The 19,882-nt window shown below is 72.1% G+C and carries 13 protein-coding genes; 9 read left to right on the plus strand and 4 right to left on the minus strand.

What is annotated here, in order from left to right; genetic code table 11:
- The first annotated feature begins 436 nt into the window (after positions 1-436).
- Entirely contained in the window at positions 437-1,741 is a 1,305-nt protein-coding gene (locus tag LCD31_RS07430) for a citrate synthase (RefSeq protein WP_224956851.1), read from the plus strand.
- Between the two features lie 324 nt (positions 1,742-2,065).
- Positions 2,066-3,430: a deoxyribodipyrimidine photo-lyase gene (locus LCD31_RS07435; RefSeq protein ID WP_224956852.1), complete on the plus strand. Its 1,365-nt coding sequence runs from the start codon at positions 2,066-2,068 to the stop codon at positions 3,428-3,430.
- 220 nt (positions 3,431-3,650) lie between these two features.
- Here the strand turns inward: LCD31_RS07435 and LCD31_RS07440 are convergent, their stop codons facing one another.
- Both LCD31_RS07440 and eccE read right to left on the minus strand, forming a co-directional pair.
- Entirely contained in the window at positions 3,651-4,385 is a 735-nt protein-coding gene (locus LCD31_RS07440) for a hypothetical protein (RefSeq protein ID WP_224956853.1), read from the minus strand.
- Complete coding sequence (gene eccE / locus LCD31_RS07445; protein WP_224956854.1) at positions 4,382-5,572, minus strand: type VII secretion protein EccE; 1,191 nt, start codon at positions 5,570-5,572, stop codon at positions 4,382-4,384. Before eccE ends, LCD31_RS07440 begins: the two co-directional genes overlap by 4 nt.
- 278 nt (positions 5,573-5,850) lie before the next feature.
- Here eccE and eccB point away from each other — a divergent pair, with 278 nt between their 5' ends.
- The 3 genes from eccB to LCD31_RS07460 all read left to right on the plus strand — a co-directional run bounded on the left by eccB (position 5,851) and on the right by LCD31_RS07460 (position 9,119).
- A complete protein-coding gene (gene eccB / locus LCD31_RS07450; protein ID WP_224956855.1) occupies positions 5,851-7,434 on the plus strand; it encodes a type VII secretion protein EccB in 1,584 nt (527 codons plus the stop codon).
- A 192-nt stretch (positions 7,435-7,626) separates the two neighbouring features.
- Positions 7,627-7,932: a hypothetical protein gene (locus LCD31_RS07455; protein ID WP_224956856.1), complete on the plus strand. Its 306-nt coding sequence runs from the start codon at positions 7,627-7,629 to the stop codon at positions 7,930-7,932.
- Positions 7,932-9,119 carry a hypothetical protein gene (locus LCD31_RS07460; protein WP_224956857.1) on the plus strand — a complete coding sequence of 396 codons (1,188 nt, stop codon included), beginning with the start codon at positions 7,932-7,934 and terminating at the stop codon, positions 9,117-9,119. Before LCD31_RS07455 ends, LCD31_RS07460 begins: the two co-directional genes overlap by 1 nt.
- Before the next feature lie 74 nt (positions 9,120-9,193).
- On the opposite strand, the gene mycP is transcribed toward LCD31_RS07460, so the two are convergent.
- Both mycP and eccD read right to left on the minus strand, forming a co-directional pair.
- Complete coding sequence (gene mycP / locus LCD31_RS07465; RefSeq protein WP_224956858.1) at positions 9,194-10,585, minus strand: type VII secretion-associated serine protease mycosin; 1,392 nt, start codon at positions 10,583-10,585, stop codon at positions 9,194-9,196.
- An 11-nt stretch (positions 10,586-10,596) separates the two neighbouring features.
- On the minus strand, positions 10,597-12,015 hold the full coding sequence (gene eccD / locus LCD31_RS07470; protein ID WP_224956860.1) for a type VII secretion integral membrane protein EccD: 1,419 nt from the start codon (positions 12,013-12,015) through the stop codon (positions 10,597-10,599).
- 320 nt (positions 12,016-12,335) lie between these two features.
- Here eccD and eccCa point away from each other — a divergent pair, with 320 nt between their 5' ends.
- The 4 genes from eccCa (at position 12,336) to LCD31_RS07490 (ending at position 19,709) form a co-directional block, all read left to right on the plus strand.
- A complete protein-coding gene (gene eccCa / locus LCD31_RS07475; protein ID WP_224956862.1) occupies positions 12,336-16,427 on the plus strand; it encodes a type VII secretion protein EccCa in 4,092 nt (1,363 codons plus the stop codon).
- A gap of 130 nt (positions 16,428-16,557) precedes the next feature.
- Positions 16,558-17,445, plus strand: a complete 888-nt coding sequence (locus LCD31_RS07480; protein WP_224956864.1) for a helix-turn-helix transcriptional regulator — start codon at positions 16,558-16,560, stop codon at positions 17,443-17,445.
- Between the two features lie 13 nt (positions 17,446-17,458).
- Positions 17,459-17,581: a DUF397 domain-containing protein gene (locus LCD31_RS07485; RefSeq protein ID WP_308011244.1), complete on the plus strand. Its 123-nt coding sequence runs from the start codon at positions 17,459-17,461 to the stop codon at positions 17,579-17,581.
- A gap of 307 nt (positions 17,582-17,888) precedes the next feature.
- A complete protein-coding gene (locus LCD31_RS07490) occupies positions 17,889-19,709 on the plus strand; it encodes a type VII secretion-associated protein (protein WP_224956869.1) in 1,821 nt (606 codons plus the stop codon).
- Positions 19,710-19,882 lie beyond the last annotated feature (173 nt).

Genomic DNA, 19,882 nt, shown 5'->3' on the forward strand with positions numbered 1-19,882 from the left:
TCGCCCGCCTCCCCGGGCCCGGGCGGGGGGGCGCCCCCCCCCCCCCCCCCCCCGGGGCGCCCCGCGCCGCGCGGGGGGGGGGGGGGGGGGGGGGGGGGCGGGTCCGGGCATTCCGGGCGCCCCCGGGCCGGTGGAGCTCCGGTCCGGGGCCCCGCCGCGATCGGTTGCGGCAACCGGGTGCCGAGCGCGTGGCGTCCGGCCTGATCGGCGATGTGATCGTGGTCCCACCTGCCCAAAAGGGCTAACACGATTGCTGCGCGAGGGGCCTGGAGCGGTCTAGCGTGGCATCTGACAGGACCCCAACGGGGTGGTGCTGCGGCGGTCCGGAAACCCCGACCGGCGCATGCGCGCGACCGACCACGCTGCCCGAACACCACGGGAAGTGCGCAGTCGTCGGCGGAAGCGCCGCCCCTTCACGAGCGCGAGAGGTTCCCGAATGCCCGACGACGCGACCGCCAAACGTACCGTCGCGCTGCGCTACGACGGTGGCGAGCACGAAATGCAGGTGACGGAGCCGACCGAGGGCTCCGCCGGTGTGGATCTCGGGAAGCTGCTGGCCCAGACCGGTTTGGTGACGCTGGACCCGGGTTTCGTCAACACCGCCGCCTGCAAGTCCGACATCACCTACATCGACGGTGACGCGGGCATCCTGCGCTACCGCGGCTACCCCATCGAGGAGCTGGCCGCCAAGTCCAACTTCATCGAGGTCAGCTACCTGCTGATCTACGGTGAGCTGCCCACGCAGGCGCAGTACGACGACTTCGCCGACCGGATCCAGCGGCACACCCTGCTGCACGAGGACCTCAAGCAGTTCTTCGACGGCTTCCCCCGCGACGCGCACCCGATGCCGGTGCTGTCGTCGGCGGTGTCGGCGCTGTCGACCTTCTACCAGGACAGCCTGGACCCGTTCGACCAGAACCAGGTCGAGCTGTCCACGGTGCGCCTGCTGGCGAAGCTGCCGACGATCGCGGCCTACGCCTACAAGAAGTCCGTGGGGCAGCCGTTCCTGTACCCGGACAACTCGCTGGGCCTGGTGGAGAACTTCCTGCGGATGACCTTCGGGTTCCCCGCCGAGCCCTACGAGGTCGACCCGGCGCTGACCCGCGCCCTCGACCTGCTGTTCATCCTGCACGCCGACCACGAGCAGAACTGCTCCACCTCCACGGTGCGCATGGTGGGCTCCTCCGAGGCGAACCTGTTCGCCTCGATCTCCGCGGGCATCAACGCCCTGTTCGGCCCGCTGCACGGCGGCGCGAACAGTGCGGTGCTGGAGATGCTGGAGGGCATCCACGCCAACGGCGGCGACGTCGACTCGTTCGTCGAGCGGGTCAAGAACAAGGAGCCCGGCGTCAAGCTGATGGGCTTCGGGCACCGGGTCTACAAGAACTACGACCCGCGCGCGGCGATCATCAAGAAGACCGCCGACGAGGTGCTCGGCAAGCTCGGCGCGAACGACCCGCTGCTGGAGATCGCGCTCAAGCTGGAGGAGAAGGCGCTGGCCGACGACTACTTCGTCGAGCGCAAGCTCTACCCGAACGTCGACTTCTACACCGGCCTGATCTACAAGGCGATGGGCTTCCCGACGAAGTACTTCACCGTTCTGTTCGCGCTCGGCCGCCTGCCCGGCTGGATCGCGCACTGGCGGGAGATGCTGGAGGACCCGGCCCGCAAGATCAGCCGTCCGCGCCAGGTGTACACCGGTGCGGCGGAGCGCTCCTACCGGTCCATCGGCGAGCGCTGAGGGCCCGCACCGCCGGGGGCGCCCGATGAGCCGTGCGGGCTCGACGGGATCCGTCCACGGCGGAGCTGAATCGAAAGCTGAATCGACCTAGCGGCTCCGGCCGCGGCGGGTATCGGCCCGTCGTCCCGCCCAGGCCCCGGTGTCCGGCTCCTCGCCGGCCCCGGGGCCGACTCGTGTCGGCCTCCCCTGTGGCTGCGCCGACTCGTGTCGGCCTTCCTGGTGGGTGCTGCGCCGACTCGTGTCGGTTTCCCACCAGCACGGTGCCCGACTCGTGCCGGGTTCGCGCTCGGCCTCCGGCGGGCGCGGTGCGTAGGGTCGTCGGGCATGAGCGCACCTGCCGTCCTGTGGTTCCGGCGCGATCTGCGGGTCCGCGACCACCCGGCGCTGGCCGCCGCGGCCCGCGACGGCCGCCGGGTGATCGGGGTGTTCGTGCTGGACGAGGCGCTGCTCGCGCCCGCGGGCCCGCCCCGCCGCACCTTCCTGTACCGCTGCCTGCGAGAGCTCGACGCGAGCCTCGGTGGTCGGCTGCTGGTGCTGCGCGGTGCTCCGGCGCAGGTGCTGCCGGAGCTCGTCGCGGAGGCCGGCGCCGGTTCGGTGCACGTCTCCGCCGACACCGGGCCCTACGGCCGGGAGCGCGACGAGCGGGTGCGGGACGCGCTCGGCGAGGTCGAGTGGGTCGCCACCGGTTCGCCGTACGCGGTCACCCCGGGGCGCGTCACCAAGCGGGACGGCACCGCCTACCAGGTGTTCACCCCGTTCCGGCGCGCCTGGGACGAGCACGGCAGGCCCGCGCCCGCGGACACCGACGGGTCCACGGCGAACTGGCTGCTGCCGCGGAAGGTGCGCGCCGCCGGGATCCCCGCGGACGAGGACCTGGGCGGTGTCGTGCTGCCACCGGCGGGGGAGCGGGCCGCGCTGGAGCGCTGGGACGACTTCTGCGCTTCCGCGCTCACCGGCTACGACCGGGACCGGGACCGGCCGGACCGCGCGGGCACCAGCCGGATGTCGCCGTACCTGAAGTGGGGCTGCGTGCACCCGCGCACCCTGCTCGCCGACCTGGCCGGCGAGGTCGGGGACGGTCCGAGCAGCTACCGGAACGAGCTGGCGTTCCGCGACTTCTACGCGGACGTGCTGTGGCACCGCCCGGACAGCGCCCGGCACAACTTCGACACCCGCTACGACCGGATCCGGCTGGACACCGACGCCGACGCCTGGGACCGGTTCGGCGAGTGGTGCGCGGGCCGCACCGGGTTCCCGATCGTGGACGCGGGGATGCGGCAGCTGCTCGCGGAGGGCTGGATGCACAACCGGGTGCGGATGGTGGTGGCGAGCTTCCTGGTGAAGGACCTGCACCTGCCGTGGTGGTGGGGCGCCCGGCACTTCATGCGGCACCTGGTGGACGGGGACCTCGCCTCGAACCAGCACGGCTGGCAGTGGGCCGCGGGTTCCGGCACCGACGCCGCCCCCTACTTCCGGGTCTTCAACCCGATCACCCAGGGCACCCGGTTCGACCCCGACGGCGCGTACGTCCGCGAGCACGTCCCCGAGCTGCGCGGCCTGGACGCGAAGAGCACCCACCGGCCGTGGACCCTGCCGGACGGTCCGCCGAACGGCTACCCGCCGCCGATCGTCGAGCACGGCGTCGAACGGCAGGAGGCGCTGGCCCGCTACGGCGAGATCAAGAACTGACCTCCCCGGCGCGGAACGGCCCGCACTCCGATGAGGGATGCGGGCCGTTCCGAACGTCGTCCTAGCCGGTCAGCGGCGAAGCCCCTGACCGCCCGTCTCCGAACCTGCCCGGCGGGTCGTGTCCGTCTTCCTGTCAGCGGCGAAGCCGCTGAGCTGCCGACCGAGCACGCAACCGGACACCCGAGCTCCTCGCACCCCGAGTTCGAAGACCGTCGCGTGATCAGTCGCCGCGGCGGATGGGGCCGAGGATCTCCCGTTCCTTGGCGCCGGTGACCAGCGTGATCGGCTCCCACAGGTTGTCCCCGAGGGCGATCACCCCGTCGTCCTTGAGCTGGGTGAGGTGCTGGATCTGCTGCTGCCCGAAGTACCAGAACCGCGCCGCCAGCTGCGCCTGCTGCAACGGCAGGCGCTGCAGCAGGATCAGGTCGGCGGTGTTGGTGGCCGCACCGCTGCCCGCCTGCGGGTGCAGGTAGGGCAGCACGTACATGGTGGTCTGCCACGGGACGCGCGGCGGGAACATCTCCTGCGGCACCGCGCCGCCGTCGTGGATCAGCAGCAGCGGTGACTCCTCGGTGACCCGGGGAACGTCGTAGGGGGCGAGCTTGCGCAGGCTCACCACCGGGACCGGCTTGCCGTCGGGGGTGAGCCCCGCGGCCCGCTCCAGCACCCGCCACGCGCCGGGGCGGCCGGTGACCACGTGCACCCAGGCGCCCGCGGCCATGGCGCGCAGCGCGATCTGCCGCGCCAAGTACAGGCCGCCGACGGTGACCATGCGGGTCGGTTCGGGCCGCAGGATCGACGCCGTCAGCGGCTCCCCGGTCGGCCCGGCGCCGATGATCATCCCGCCGCGGTCGCCGGGCGGGCTCACCAGGTCCAGCATCTCGGGCCGCACCAGGAACTCCGGCGCGGTGCCGGTGCTGTTGCCGGGGGTGTCGAGGGTTCGCGTCCGGCTCATGCCGCACCTCCCAGGGGCAGCGTTCCGGTCAGGCCCGCCAGCTGCATCCCGCGCAGCGGGGTGAGCGTCAGGTTGAGCTTGTTGCTGATGGCCCGCAGCTGGTGGTCCGCGGAGTTCAGCGCCTCCGGGGTGCGGCCGCTGATCCGCACCAGGCCGCGCAGCCCCACCTCGCCGTCCTCACCGGACGGTGCGATGGACAGCGCGATGCTGATGGACCGGCCGCGAACTCCGGTCAGCGCGTTGATGCCGTCGGTCATCCGGTTCGGCCAGCCGGTGATGGCGTAGCTGGCGTGCCGGTAGTTGTCGGCGATGACCCCGCTCCACCGCTCCCGCAACCCGATGGGCCGCTGCGAACCGAGCGCGTCCTGCAGCTCGGCGGAGGAGATGCCCGCCTGCAGCAGTTCGTCCGGGTCCAGCGGCCGGGCCGAAATGCCCTGGCTCGCCAGCGCGTTGCGCACCCGGGACAGCGCGCCGATCAGCGCCCGGTGCGCGCCGACGACCCCGCCGCCGCGTTCGCCGACGGCCTTCGCGCAGGTCTGCGGGTCCAGCCGCACGGCGACCCAGGTGGTGCGGCGCGCGGCGGCGGAGGAGGTCCCCATCAGTTCCAGGTAGGAGTTCAGCGCGGGCGAATCCGGCAGCAGCGCGGCACTTCCCGGGTAGCAGTGCCAGATCACCTGGATCGCGTCGAGCACCACGCCGCGGTCCTCCAGGCACGGCGTCAGCACGCCCAGCGGCAGGTTCGTCGCCTTGTCCGGGTTGCTGATCAGCGGCGGCGTCGGGTCCACCATGAGCACCGCGGTCCACTTGCCGTTGTGCCAGGACAGACCGACCGGGTTGCGGTCGTGGTCCTGGCCGCGCGCGACGACGAGGTCCTCGACCAGGATCCGCAGCAGCGCCACCCGGTGGTTCTCGTCGGGACCGATGATGCCGTCACCGTTGCGGTCCTCGACGAATTCGCTGACGTCCTCGGACGGCGGGACGGAACGGCGGATGTGGCTGCGCGTGCGGTATTCCAGGACGAGCCCGAACCACTGGGTGAACCAGCGGCCGCGCCTGCGCAGCAGCGCGATGATCAGCGCGAGCGCGACGACGCCCGCGGACACCGGCCACAGCATCTCGTTGAGCAGCACCAGGATCAAACCGAGTGCCAGGCCGACCTCGATGACGACGATGTTGGCCACCGGCATCGCCCCGAGGCTGGCACCGACCGTGCGACGCCGCGCTCGGATGCGCGTGCGAGCACCGCCGGTACCGGAGGCGTTCGGCTGGGCCGGATGTTGCGTGCTGACGGACATCCGTTCGGTCTCTTCCCCTCGCAGGTAGTGCGCGCACGGCGCGCCAACCAGGTCGTTCGGCAGCCGTTCCAAGAGTTTGCGGAAGGGTTCCGTCGAACCGGACCCGTGCGGCGCCCCTCTCCGGCTATCCTGCGGAACCGTACCTCGGACGGGAGAGCTGTAGGCGAAGAATGGCATCAACACCCACAACGAAGTCACAGGTTCAGGCGTACCAGTTCGTCCTTCGCCGCATGGAATCGGCGTTGGTGCGCAAAGACGCGGTGATGCTGCACGACCCGATGGGCTCGCACAAGCGCGCCACCATCGCCGGTGCCATCCTCGCCTGCATCGGGCTGATCGGGTTCCTCGTCTGGGGCTTGTTCGGCGGGAAGGGGTCGATCCCCGAACCGGGCAACATCGTCATCGGCAAGGACAGCGGCAGCGTGTACGTCGTCACCGCGGACGACGCCGCGCAGAAGCGGTTGATCCCGATGCTGAACATGGCGTCCGCGAAGCTGCTGGTGATGGCGCAGGGCGGCGGCCAGGGCGGGCAACCCGTCGAGGCGACCACGGTGAAGGAGTCGGCGCTGGCGGACTTCCCGCGCGGCCCGCGCACCGGAATGGTCAACGCCCCCAACTACTTGCCCGCGGCGAACAACGTCGCCGAGCCCGCGTGGGCGATCTGCGACGTCGGGCAGGTCCGGGACAACCTCGGCAGCGAGGCCCGGACCCAGCGCGCGACGAAGGTGGAGACCACCGTCATCGGCGGCGACGCGGACCACGGCGTCGAGCTCAAACCCGACGAGTCGCTGTTCGTGCAGGACCAGAGCTCCGGGCAGGAGTACCTGATCTACCGGGTGGAGGACCTGCCGGGCCGGCCGCACACCAAGGTCGTCAAGGCGCAGGTGGACCGCTCCGAGCAGGCCGTGATGGACCTCTACGGGCTCAACGGGGTGGTTCCGCGGACCATCACCACGAACATGCTGAACTCGGTGCCGGACGCGCCGCCGTTGCAGATCCCGGACGCGCCCAGCGGCACCGTGGACTACATGCAGAACCCGTACGACTCCGGTGACGTGGTCAAGCAGACCGTCGCCGGGGCGCCGGACAAGTACTTCGCGCTGCTGCCCGAGGGCAAGCAGGAGATCAGCGCCGGTGCGGCCGCGGTGCTGCACGCCAGCAAGCGCGGCAGCCAGGAGATCCCGAACTCCACCGGCACCATCACCGACGCGAAGACCGCGGAGGCGCAGCGCCTCGACATGGACTCGTTCCCGACGGTCGTGCCGCACCCGCTGTCCTTCCAGCAGGCGCCCACGTCCTGCCTCAGCTGGCACAACGTCGGCGGCGAGCACCACGTCACGGTCACCGTCGGCAAGGACGCCCCCACGAAGACCGCCCCGGTGAAGCTGGCCCAGCACGACGGGACCGGCCCGAAGGTGGACTTCTTCTACATGCCCGCCGGGAAGGCGGCCGTGGTGCGCGGCGCGTCCAACGAGGCCGGTGCCGACTCGGCCCCGATCTACCTGGTGTCCGACCAGGGCGTGATCTACGGGATCAAGGACGGCGCGACCGCGCAGGGGCTCGGCGTGGTGACCAACCCGGGTGCGTTGCAGGCCGGTCCGTCCGGGATCCTGCGGTCGCTGCCGAAGGGCGATCTGCTCGACCCGGCGCAGGCCAGCTACGTGTACGACTCCGTCCCGGTCCCGCCGGGCGGCGTGAACCGGCCGCCGCCGAACCCGCAGGCGCAGCAGCAGTCCGGCAGCACCGGCGGCTGACGGCTCCTCCCGCGAGGTCAACGGCCCGCTCGACCTTTTCCGGTCGGGCGGCCCGCTCGCGTTTCCCGCCCAGCGGACGGGAACCGCGGTGCCGGTGAGCACGTCCCAGGGACGGTGCGCTCGTGCCCGAGCGCGGGCGCGCCCGCCGGCCCGCTGGGGTGGCCGGTGTCGTCGACTACCGGGAGGTGCCGGATGGCGGGGATCCGGATCGAGACCGACGAGCTGGTGGCGCGCGCCGCCGGGCTGCGCGCCGCCGGGGAGCTCGTGCGCGAAGTGGGGCGCGGACTGGGGGACGCGCCCGGTGGCGCCGATTTCGGGGAGTGGGGCGAGGTGGCCGCCGAGTCCTACGACGGGCTGGCCGGGGCGCTGCGGGAGCGGATCTTCGGTCTCGGCCACGCCGTCGCCGACGCGGGGGACGAGCTCACCGCGGTCGTCGAGCGGCACGCGACCGGGGACGCCGAGCACGCCGCCGGTTTCGGCCGGGAAGGTGAGGCGTGATGGGGGAACCGGGCGGGATGTTGCAGTCGAACGACCTGCGCGCGGTGCGCGCGGCCAGCGCGGCGGAGGCGGAGCGGAGTTCCGCGCCCGCGGCCGACGTCGGAACGGCGGCGGTCGCACCGGGGGCCGATCCGGTCACACCCGGATCCCGTTCGCCCGCAACGGGAATCGAGCCGCTAGCGCCCGGGTCCGGGGCCGTCGCACCGGAATCCGCCGCGCCCGCACCGGGAACCGAGCCCGCCGCGTTCGCCGCCGACCGGGCCGAGCTGCCGGTGCAGCTGGACTTCCTGCACCAGTCCGTCGAGGTGCTGGAGGTGCCCGACCCGTTCGGCCCGGAGTTCGCCGTCGCGGGAGGGGAGTGGCGGGCGCTGCCGCCCGCCGCCGAGTTCTGGCGCGCCGCGGCGGAAGCCCTGCGCGAAGGCACCTCCTCGGCCGCCGACCAGGTGAGCGGGGTCGAGGCGAGCTGGGACGGCGCGGACGCCGACGCGTTCGCCGCCGCGCTGCGCCGGATCGGCGCGAGCGGAGCGGCGCTCGCCGAGGTGGCGGACGCGCTGGCCGCGGAACTCGACGCGGCGGCCGGTGCGCTGCGCGAACTGGCCGGGGAGATGGGGCTGCTCGTCGCCGAGGTCGCGGCCCAGGTGTACGCGGCCTTGCGCGAACCGGGGCCGGACCTGCCCGCTGCCCGCGAGCACCTGATGCGGGTCCGGCGCCCGGCGGCGGGCCTGGCCGAGTCGGTGCGCGAGGTACTCGCCCGGTTGCACCGGTTCTGCGCCGCCCAGCGGGACGTGCTGCCGCCGGTGCCGGCCGTCACCGCGGACGGGCCGCGGAATCCGTTGTGGACAGAGCTCGCGGCTGCGGGGGAACCGCGAACCGGAGCGGCCCCTGCCACGACCACCCCCGCCACGACCAGCCCGGCCCAGGCCGGGAACGCCGAGCAGTCGGGCGACGCCGAGCAGTCTGACGAGGGCACCTCCGCGGCCACCACCGGTGCCGTGCTCGGTGGCGGGATGGTCGGCGGCATGATGCCGCTCGCCGGGATGGCGGGCCTGGCCGGTGCGGGTGGCGGGACGGGACGTCGCTCGCAGAAGCGGCCGCGGCCGAAGGCCGACCCGGCCGAGCTGTTCGGCACCCCGCCGCCCGCCGCCGACCCGGTGCTCGGCGACACGAGGAAGAAGCGCCCGGAATGACCGTGGCCTGACAGGACGAGGCCCGGTGGAGTCCGAAGTGGACGCCACCGGGCCTTCGTCGTCGAACGCCGCGATCAGTCGTCGTCGCCGCCCGCGCGGCGCGCGCGGACCGTGCGCACCGCGTTGATCAGGAACGCGGTGAACAGCACCGCCCCGATGCCGCCGAGCGCCCCGCCGAACGCGACGGTCATCGCCGCCCAGTCCGGCTGCGGGATGACGTCCGCGCCGAGCCGCGCCGGCTTCGCCGGGGCGGGCTGCGCGCCGTGCTCGGCGGGCACCACGTCGCTCAGCGCCGCCATCGGGTCGATCATGCCGTGCCCGAGGATGTCGTTGCGCCCGTTCGGCCCGCCGGGGCTCAGCGAGGTCTGCTCGATCCGGTCCATCACCTGCTTCGCGGTGAGCTCCGGGAACTTCTGCTTGATCAGCACCGCCAGCCCGGAGACGTACGGGGCGGCGAAGCTGGTGCCCTGGATCGGACCCGGCTCGCCCTGCGGCCCGGTCGCGAGCTGGTTGACCACGCCGGTCCCCCCGCTGCCCGGGTCGAGCGCCGTGAGGTCCTCGCCCGGTGCCGCGACGTCCACCCACGGGCCGGGAACGGTGAACTCGGAGGCCTGGCCCTGCTGCCCGACCGACGCCACCGTCAGCACGTACTCGTCGAACCAGGCGGGCAGCACCGCGGTGACCGGGTTGCCGGGCGGGTTCTTCTGGCAGCTGTCCTGGGTGTTGCCCGCCGCGGCGACCACGACGACGCCCTTGTCGTAGGCGTTCTTCACCGCGTTGTGCAGCCGGTTGTTGTGCCCGCCGCCATCGGCCATCGCCGCGGCCATCGTCTGGCAGGACGACTGCGAGATGTTGATGACGCTGGCGCCCTGGTCCGTGGCGTACTGCACGGCCTGCGCCATCGTGCGGGTGTCACCGATCGTCTTGTTCTGCTGCTTGTCCTGGAACAGCGCGGATGACTGCCGGATCGACATGATCTGCGAGTCCGGGGCGACCCCGACGAACCCGGTGTCCGGGGAGGGCGCCGCCGCGATGATCCCGGCCACCACCGTGCCGTGGCCGTCGCAGTCGCGGTTCGCGCCGCCGTCCGGCACCGCGCTGCCCCCGCCGCCGGTCAGCTTCAGCCGCGGGTGCTCGTTGACGCCCGTGTCGATGACCGCGACGGTCGCGCCCTGCCCGGTGAGCCCCTCGGAGTGCGCGCGTTCGAACCCGAGCGTGAGCTGGCTCCACGGCTTCTCCACGACGGAGGCGCCGCTGCTGTTCGCCTGCATGCAGCCCTGGGTGGGCTCGTAGTTGCCCGACGGGGACAGCGGCCCGGTCGGCGGCGCGTCCGGGACGAGCGGCGGTGGCTGGAACTCGGTCTCGTCCGCCAGTGCGGGCTGCACCGGGCCGAGCGCGGTGATGCCCAGCACGGCCACCAGCGCCATGCCGCGCCGCAGCGCGCCGTTCCGCGAGTTGAAACCCATCTCGGCGGTCCTCAGAAGAAGTTCAGGTTGAGGTCGCGGATCGTCATGTACAGGTCCATGACGCCCAGCGCGAGCGGCAGCACCAGCGCGATCAGCACCGCCTCCAGGATGTCCACCATGCGCCGCTGCACCGGCGAGAACCGGCGGTTCGGGAACACCACGCCGAACACCAGCGCGCCCACGCTCAGCAGCAGCAGTGGCGGGAACACCCAGGCGACGGCCATCGGCGCCACCGCGGTCTGCACGAGCAGCCCGGCGGCCACGCCGACTGAGGCGAGCAGCCCGCTGATCAGCAGCGCCACCGCCTGGCTGCCGTTGGCGTAGTTGCGGCCGCGCAGCAGCAGCACCGCGGCGACCACGATCGCGAACAGGGCGCCGAAGACGCCGCCGTTGGCCAGCGTGATCGCGAGGATCGCACCGAGCGCGGCGGTGAGCCCGCAGCCGATGATCAGCCCGGTCATGTACTGGTGGGCGAGGCCGGTGCGGCGCTCGATCATCAGGTAGTCCGGGAAGCCCTCGTCCTCCTTGAGGTCGTCGGCGTTGCCCGGCACGTGCGGCAGCGGCAGCTTCGCCAGCTGGATCGTCAGCCGCGGCAGCAGCGAGATCCCGGCGAGCCCGATGGCGCCGGCCCCGGCGGCGACACCGGCGGCGCTCGCCCCGCTCGGCAGCAGCAGGGCGGCGATGAAGGCGAGCACCGCGAACGTGGAGACGGTCGCGGCGGCGATGAACGTGACGATGCCGGTGCCGATCACCATCAGCGAGATCGACGCGAAGATGAGCACCAGCGCGCTGGCCAGCAGCAGCTTCGGGGTGGGGTCGTTGCCGGGGACCGCGTTGAGCCCGGCGACGAACGCCATCGGCAGCGCGCCCGCCCCGGCGATCACGGTGCCGGTGGTGGCGGCGCCGTAGGCGCGGGTGACGACGGAGCCGATGCCGGTGGCGAACACGGCGACCACGAGCGCGATGATCGCGGTGATCGCGTGGAAGAGGACCCCACCGGCCTGTCCGGACAGTCCTAACGCGGCGGCGGCGGCGACGAACCCGAGCACGCCCGCGGCGTGCCCGATCTTGGCGGCGGTCTCCTTCGTCCACGGCCGGTAGCTGCCCGGTTCCGCCTCGGCGAGCGCGTCCACCACGTCGTCGTAGAGCGGGGGCGGCGGGTCGTCCGAGCGGCGGCGCAGCTGCAGCAGTTCGCCGTCGACGACGCCGAGCGAGGACAGCGTCTGGCTGTTCTCCAGCGGTTCTTCACCCAGCTTCGCCAGGCACCAGCCACCGTGCCGCGAGCCACCGTCCGTGCTGCCCTCGCGGGCCATGTCCAGCAGCATCGGCAGCAGATCCGCCACCGCGACGTCGGCGGGCAGCGCCAAGTCGATGCGAGTATTCGGCGCCACCACTGTCACGCGGCTGAACACCGTGGTCCCGGTCGCCACTGAGGCCCCCTACTTCCTAGGTCCTTGCACTTGGGTCCTTCTGCGTTCGATCCGGCCCGGTGCGGCTTTTCTCGCCGAAAGCGGCCCGCCCGGCCGAAGAGCGCCCCTAGTATGGCCGCACCGACCTCGCAGGGGTGAAGGGTTTGGTCGAACTCGTGCCAACGGGTTCGCAACCGGTTGGTCACGGACGGACCGGAACCGCCTGGACCCTGCTGACGTCGGTGTCGTGGACGGTACAGAATGCCGCTCGCGGCAGTAGGGGCGTCGTGACGTGAGCCCGCCGCTCCACATTGCTACGACAGGAAAGGTTGCTGCCTCCGGTGAGCACGCTGCAGTTCAAGCGATTGCCGCGCATGGCCGCTCCGAGGCCGCCTGGCGGGGAGGTGCACCTCGAACCGCCACCCGAGATCCCGCGGGTGATCCCCGGCAACATCGTTCAGAAGGTGCTGCCAGGCGTCATGATCGTCGCATCCCTCGGGATGATGGTCTTCATGCTTCAGCGGGCCAAGGACAACCCGATGATGATGATGATGCCGATGATGATGCTCGTCTCGACTTTCGGGATGATGGCGGGCGGCGGCAAGGACGGCGGTCAGAAGAAGGCCGAGATGAACGAGGACCGCAAGGACTACCTGCGGTACCTCGGTCAGATGCGGGATCGCGCCCGCGAGGCCGCGGACGAGCAGCGCCTCGCCCGGGAATGGGTCCACCCGGACCCGCAGACGCTGTGGTCGCTGGCGAACGGCACCCGTCGGATGTGGGAGCGCAGGCCGAACGACAACGACTTCTGCCAGGTCCGCGTCGGCCGCGGCTCGCAGCGGCTGGAGACGCGGCTGGTGCCGCCGCAGACCGGGCCGGTCGACGAGCTGGAGCCGATCACCACGTTGGCGCTGCGCCGCTTCGTGCGCGCCCACTCGCTGGTGGCCCAGCTGCCGATCGCGACCTCGCTGCGCGGTTTCGCCGCGGTCGGGCTGCAAGGCGACCGGGTGCTCACCCGCGGGCTCGCGCGAGCGATGCTGGCCCAGCTGGCGACCTTCCACTCGCCGAACGACGTGATCATCGCGATCGCCTCCAGCGGCCGGTCGCGCACCGAGTGGGACTGGGTGAAGTGGCTGCCGCACGCGCAGCACCCCACCGAGACCGACGGCATCGGCCCGATGCGGCTGATGTCCGGTTCGCTGTGGGGCATCGAGGAGATGCTCGCTGAGCAGCTCGACGAACGCCCCCGGTTCCAGCGCAACGCGGCCCCGCCGGAAGGCCAGCCGCACATCGTGATCGTGCTCGACGACGCCGAGATCAGCCGCGAGGAGCAGCTGATCGTCGAAGGCGGGCTCGCCGGGGTCACGATCATCGACCTGTCCGATGTGCTCGGTCCGATGACGCAGCGCCGCGGCATGCGCATCGTCGTCGAGCCGGACCGCATCGGCGCCCGCGGCCAGAACAGCGTGGAGTGGTTCGGCGAACCGGACGCGCTGACCATGGAGGAGGCCACCTCGCTGGCCCGCCAGATGGCGCGGTACCGCATCGCCTCCGGCCCGGCGGCCGTGGAGGACAGCGGCGGCTTCGAACCGCTCACCACGCAGCTCAACTACATCGAGCAGCTCGGCCTCGCGGGCGACCCGGTCACCTTCGACCTCAACGAGGCCTGGCGCCCACGTCCGCGGGACGACATGTACCGCGTCGCGATCGGCCCCGGTGAGCAGGGCGAGATCGTGCACCTGGACATCAAGGAGACCGCCTCCGGCGGCATGGGCCCGCACGGCCTGTGCATCGGTGCGACCGGTTCCGGCAAGTCCGAGTTCCTGCGCACCATCGTGCTGGGCCTGCTGGCCACGCACTCCTCGGCGGCGCTGAACTTCGTGCTCGTCGACTTCAAGGGCGGTGCGACGTTCAAGGGCTTCGACAACGCCCCGCACGTCTCCGCGAGCATTTCGAACCTCGGTGACGACAGCACCCTGGTCGACCGCATGCAGGCCGCGCTCGAAGGCGAGATGAACCGCAGGCAGGAGGTGCTGGACAAGGCGGGCGCGAAGAACGTCTGGGACTACCGGAAGCTCTACGAGGCCGGGCACGACAACGCCAAGGACCCGCTGCCCGCGCTGTTCGTGGTCATCGACGAGTTCGGCGAGCTGCTGCAGCAGAAGCCGGAGTTCGCCGACCTGTTCACCATGATCGGCCGGCTGGGCCGGTCGCTGCAGGTCCACCTGCTGCTCGCCTCGCAGCGCCTGGAGGAGGGCAAGCTGCGCGGCCTGGACTCGCACCTGTCCTACCGGATCGGCCTGAAGACGTTCAACGCCTCCGAGTCCCGCGCCGCCATCGGCATCCCGGACGCGGCGGACCTGCCCTCCAACGGTGGGCACGGGTACCTGAAGCACCCCAACGGCATGGAGCGGTTCCGCGCGGCCTACGTCTCCGGGCACGACCACCAGACCAGCGGGCGCCCCCCCCCCCGCCGGGCGGCGTCGCCGGTGACGGGGGAGAAGCGGCCCCGGTTCTTCATCCCGGACTTCGTGGAGAAGCCCCCGGAGCCGGAGGCACCGGTGGTCGAGGAGGAGCCGAAGAAGAAGGACGACCTGGCGCCGACCGACTTCCAGCTGGTCATCAGCAAGGTCGAGGGCCAGTGGCCGCCGGCGCACATGGTGTGGCTGCCGCCGCTGGACGCCCCGCCCACGCTGGACGGCCTGCTGCCGCCGCTGCAGGCGACCGACGACCGCGGCTACACCGCCGTCGGCCACCCGGGCAGCGGCAAGCTGGAGGTGCCGATCGGGCTCATCGACGTGCCCTACCACCAGCGGCAGGACCCGCTCGTGCTGCGCTTCGCCAACGGTGCCGAGGGCAACGGCGCCGTGGTCGGCGGTCCGCAGACGGGCAAGTCGAACCTGCTGCGCACGATGATCGCGTCGATGGCGCTCACGCACACCCCGCAGGAGGTGCAGTTCTACTGCGTCGACCTCGGTGGTGGTTCGCTCTCGGCGCTGCGGAACCTGCCGCACGTCGGCGCGTACGGCAACCGGCGCGACCCGGACACGGTGCGGCGCACCATCGCCGAGGTCAAGTCGCTGCTGGCGGCGCGCGAAGGCCGGTTCCAGGAGGCGGGCATCGACTCGATGGCCGACTTCCGCAACCGCAAGCGCCGCGGTGAGATCACCGACGACCCGTACGGCGACGTGTTCCTCATCGTCGACGGGTGGGAGGCGTTCCGCGCCGAGTCCGAGTTCGAGCCGCTCGAACCGGAGATCAACAACCTGGTGCAGCAGGGCCTCGCGTTCGGCATCCACGTGTTCATCGGCGCCAACCGGTGGGCCGCGATCCGGCCGCAGCTCAAGGACGCCCTCGGCACCCGCATGGAGCTCCGGCTCGGCGACCCCGGCGAGTCCGAGGTCAACCGCAAGGTCGCGGTGACGGTGCCGCTGGGCCGCCCGGGCCGCGGCCTGCACGCCACGCAGCTGCACTACCTGACGGCACTGCCCCGGGTGGACAGCGAGAAGCTCGGCGACCGGATCCCCGCGGAGGCGGCGCGCGCCGAGGCGGCGAACGAGAAGCACCCGCGCCCGTCGTGGGAGCTCTACAACGACGACCTCGCCGACGGCGTCGCCGACCTGGTCAACCGGGTCCGCAGCTCGTGGAAGGGCCGTCCGGCGCCGCAGGTCCGGCTGCTGCCGAACCTGCTGCCGTACGAGCAGCTGCCCGCCAAGGAGCAGCAGCCGCGTCCGCACCTGGTGCCGATCGGCATCAACGAGGACGGGCTCAACCCGGTCTACCTGGACTTCAAGGCCGAACCGCACTTCTACGCGTTCGGCGAGCGCGAGTCCGGGAAGACGGCGCTGCTGCGCACCATCGTCAACGGCATCACCAGCCGGTACACCCGCGAGCAGGCGCTGATCCTGCTCGTCGACGTGCGCCGCACGATGCTGGGCGTGGTGCCGGACTCGCACCTCATGGAGTACACGGTCACCGCGGACCAGCTGAAGAACAACGTGCGGGACATCGCCGCCGCGTTGAAGAAGCGGCTGCCCGGCCCGGACGTCACCCAGGAGCAGCTGCGGGACCGCTCCTGGTGGAAGGGCGCGGACCTGTTCATCGTGATCGACGACTACGAGCTGATCTCGCCGCAGGGCAGCAACCCGCTGGCACCGCTGGCCGAGTTCGTCGCGCAGGCCTCCGACGTGGGGCTGCACATGGTGATCGCCCGGAACTCGGGCAACGCCAGCCGTGCGCTGTTCGAGCCGATCATCGGCAAGATGCGGGAGGTCTCGGCGCCCGGTCTCGCGATGAGCGCGAACAAGGACGACGGGCAGCTCGTCGGCAACGTCAAGTCCCGGCAGCTGCCGCCGGGGCGCGGGACGCTGGTCAGCCGCTCGTTGCGCGGCGGCCCGCAGCTGATCCAGACGGCGTACTCGCAGCCGCAGTGATCGGCGGGTCCCGTGCGGACCGCTGGCGGCTCTCCCCCGTCCTCGTGGCGGGGGAGAGCCGCCGTCGCTCTCGGTGAATGACACGATCGAGCGAAGATCTTCCTCGGTATTCGCGCTTATGGTGTGGGCCATGTCAGACACCCCCCGAGCCCGCGCGCTGGGAAAGGAATTGCGTGCCGTTCGCGAGCAATCCGGACTGACCTTGCGCCAGCTCGGCGATCTGATCGGCTGCTCCGAAGCGAAGGTGAGCCGAATGGAGACGGCCCGCCGCCGCCTCGCCCCGAATTCCGTGCGGGCCTTCCTGGACGCCGTGGACGTGCGCGGTGCTAACCGCGACCGGTTGTTGCGCCTCGCCTACGACATCGATGAACCGGTGTGGTGGGAATCGGGCATCGGATTGCCCGCGCAGCTCACCGAACTCATCGACGCGGAGAAACGCGCGGTGTGCATCACCGAGGCGTCCGAAGTCCTCGTTCCCGGACTGCTGCAGATCCCCGACTACGCCCGCGCGCTGTTCAACGCCACCGGTGTTCCGGCCGAGCAGGTCGACCGGCTCATCGGGGCCCGCTTGGCCCGGCAGGGAATCCTGCACCGCGCCGAACCGACCCGGTACGTGGTGCTGCTGGACGAGGCCGCGCTGTGCCGAGCGGTCGGCGGGCCTGCGGTGATGGCCGCGCAGCTGAACGCGATGTGCGCGGTGTGCCGGGAGCCGAACATCTCCCTGCACGTGGTGCCGTTCGCCGCGGGCGCGCACACCGGACTGGACGGCCCGTTCCTCCTGCTGGAGTTCGTCCGGAGCAGGCCGGTGGTCCATTTGGAACAGCGCAGGTGCGGTGCATTCCTCGACGACCCGGAAGATGTAACGCCCTTTTTGCACGCGCGATCTAGTCTGTGCCGGACGGCGCTGAGCCCTGATCGTTCCTTGGAACTCGTCGCGGCTTATGCGCGCAGGTACGAGTGCGGGGAGGGCACTGGTCATGGGGACGGGGCGTTGGCGGAAATCGAGCTACAGCGGTAGTCAATCGGCGTGCGTGGAAGTCGGTTCGATCGCGATGCGGGTGGATGTGCGCGATTCGAAGGACCAGTCCGCGGTGCTGTGCTTCCGGCGTGATCAGTGGCGAACTTTCCTGGCCGAGATCAAGTACTCGGATTGATCCCGGCCGGGGGGCGGGTGCCGGGGGCGGGGGCGGGCCCGGCCCGCGCCGCACCCGGTGCCCGCGGCGCGCGGGAACCTCGGACACGGTGCGTCAAGAGGTTGCCGCGAAAGCCACCCGATCGAGGGCAGACTGTTGAACTGCGCGCACCCTCGGCCTCTAGGGTGCTGGGGTGGATTCGGGATCGGAGCCCGACTCGCGCGAACCGTTCGGGGGCATTCGGGTTCGCGCCCGGTTCGTCCCGCCGCACCGGCGGCCCGGCGAAGACACCGACGCGACCCCGCGGCGGTGCGCGAAGGAGTAGTGGGTGTCCCTGCACGTCTCGGTCGACTTCGGCACCTCGAGCACTTGCACCGTGGTGTCCGTCGGCGGCGGTGAACCGCAGGTGGTGGTCGTCGACGGCCAACCCCTGGTGCCCTCCGCGGTGTTCGCCGCGGGCGCCGGCACGTTGTTCGTCGGCCACGAGGCGGAGCGGCAGGCCGCCGTCGACCCGTCCCGGTTCGAACCGCACCCCAAGCGCCGCATCGACGAGGGCGAGCTGCTGCTGGGCAGCAGCGTGCTGCGCGTCGGCGACGTGGTGCGCGCGGTGCTGCAGCGGGCCGTCGGCGAGGCCCGCCGGTTCGCCGCGGGCGCGGGCGTGGACCTGCTCGTGCTCACCCATCCCGCGGACTGGGGTTCGGTCCGCGCCGGGGTGCTGCGCCAGGCCGCGGCCGGGCTGGCGAAGGAAGTCGTGCTGGTGCCGGAGCCCGTCGCGGCCGCGGTGTTCCACTCCGCCGGGCACGGGCTGCCCGATGGCGGGGCGCTCGCCGTGCTCGACCTGGGCGGCGGCACCGTGGACGCCAGCGTCGTCTGCAAGCAGGGCCGCGCGTTCCGGGTGCTGGCGACGAAGGGCGAGCCGAACTTCGGCGGCGCCGACATCGACCAGGCCCTGCTGGAGCACATCGGTTCCGTCGTGTCCGGAATGGACCCGGCCGCGTGGCACAAGCTCGTCGAGGGCCGCGACATGGCGGACCGGCGGCGCCGCCGGGTGCTGCGCCAGGACGTGCGCGGCGCGAAGGAGACGCTGTCCCGGCACACCTACACCGACGTGCCGATGCCACCGCCGTTCTCCGACGCGCACGTCACCCGCGCCGACCTGGAGCGTCTGGTGGCGGCACCGCTGGCGAAGTCCGCCGACCTGGTCTCGGCGACCTTGCAGGAGGGGCAGGTGCCGCGGGACCGGCTGGCCGGGGTGTTCCTGGTCGGCGGTTCCAGCCGGATCCCGCTGGTGGCCCGGCTCATCCACGAGCGCACCGGGGTGCTGCCGACCACCTTGGACCAACCGGAGACGGTGGTGGCCCGCGGTGCGCTGCGGGCGGTGCGGCTGGACCCGGAGCGCACCGGTGGGCTCGCGCCCGCGGGCGCGCACCGCGGCGCACGCGCACCCGCCGCGCGCCCGCAGCACGCGGGCGTCCCGCGGCAGCAGTGGGCGCAGCAGCCCGCCGTCGCTCCGCCGGGCGATTCGCTCAGCCGCGCCTCCACCATCGTCATCGGCGCCGGCGACCAGACCCGGCCGGTGTTCCACACCCCGGTGCCCCGGCGGACCGGGGTGCGGCCGTGGGTGTGGGGCGCGGGCGCGGCGGCGGCCGTGGTCGTCGCGGTGGTGGTCGCGGTGCTGCTCTCGCAGGTCGCAGGCGGGCGGGCGGCGGCGCCACCGCGGCACGTCGCGCAGTACGAGTACGGCTTCGACTACCCGGCGGGCTGGCGGCAGACCGGCGGTGATCCGCAGCTGTGGCAGACGGTGGTCGCGCCGCGGTCCGACGGGGACGACCTGATCGTCGTGCAGCAGGGCGACCTCGGCTACGACGTGGCGGCCGGGCGGGCCCGCGCGGTCGCGGACCTGCGCGCCGAGTACGACCGGTTCAACGCCGATGGGGGGCGGTTCTCCGGTTTCGACGCCTCGGCGACCTTCGCGGGCCGGGACGTCGTGTACTACCGGGAGGACCTGCCGGGCACGACCGCGGAGTGGTTCGTGGTGCACCGCGGGCAGTACCAGGTGAGCGTGGGCTGCCGGTACACCCCGGCCGGGAAGTCCGAAGTGGAGCGGGCCTGCGAGCAGGTCGTCTCCTCGCTCTCGGTCACCGGGTGACGGTCGCCCGCGAAATCGGTAACGGGTGCAAATCGCTTTCGCGAATTCCGCGTGCGATCCGCCGAGAACTCGGCACGAGCGGATTCTTTCGCAATCGCTAATCCGCGCGTGACCAGCGATTTCGCCCTTCCGCGTTCACAGCCGCAACCGTTTCCGGAAAAAGCTGGGACAGG

Source organism: Saccharopolyspora sp. 6M (genome assembly GCF_020176775.1).
Taxonomy (GTDB): Bacteria; Actinomycetota; Actinomycetes; order Mycobacteriales; family Pseudonocardiaceae; genus Saccharopolyspora_C; species Saccharopolyspora_C gregorii.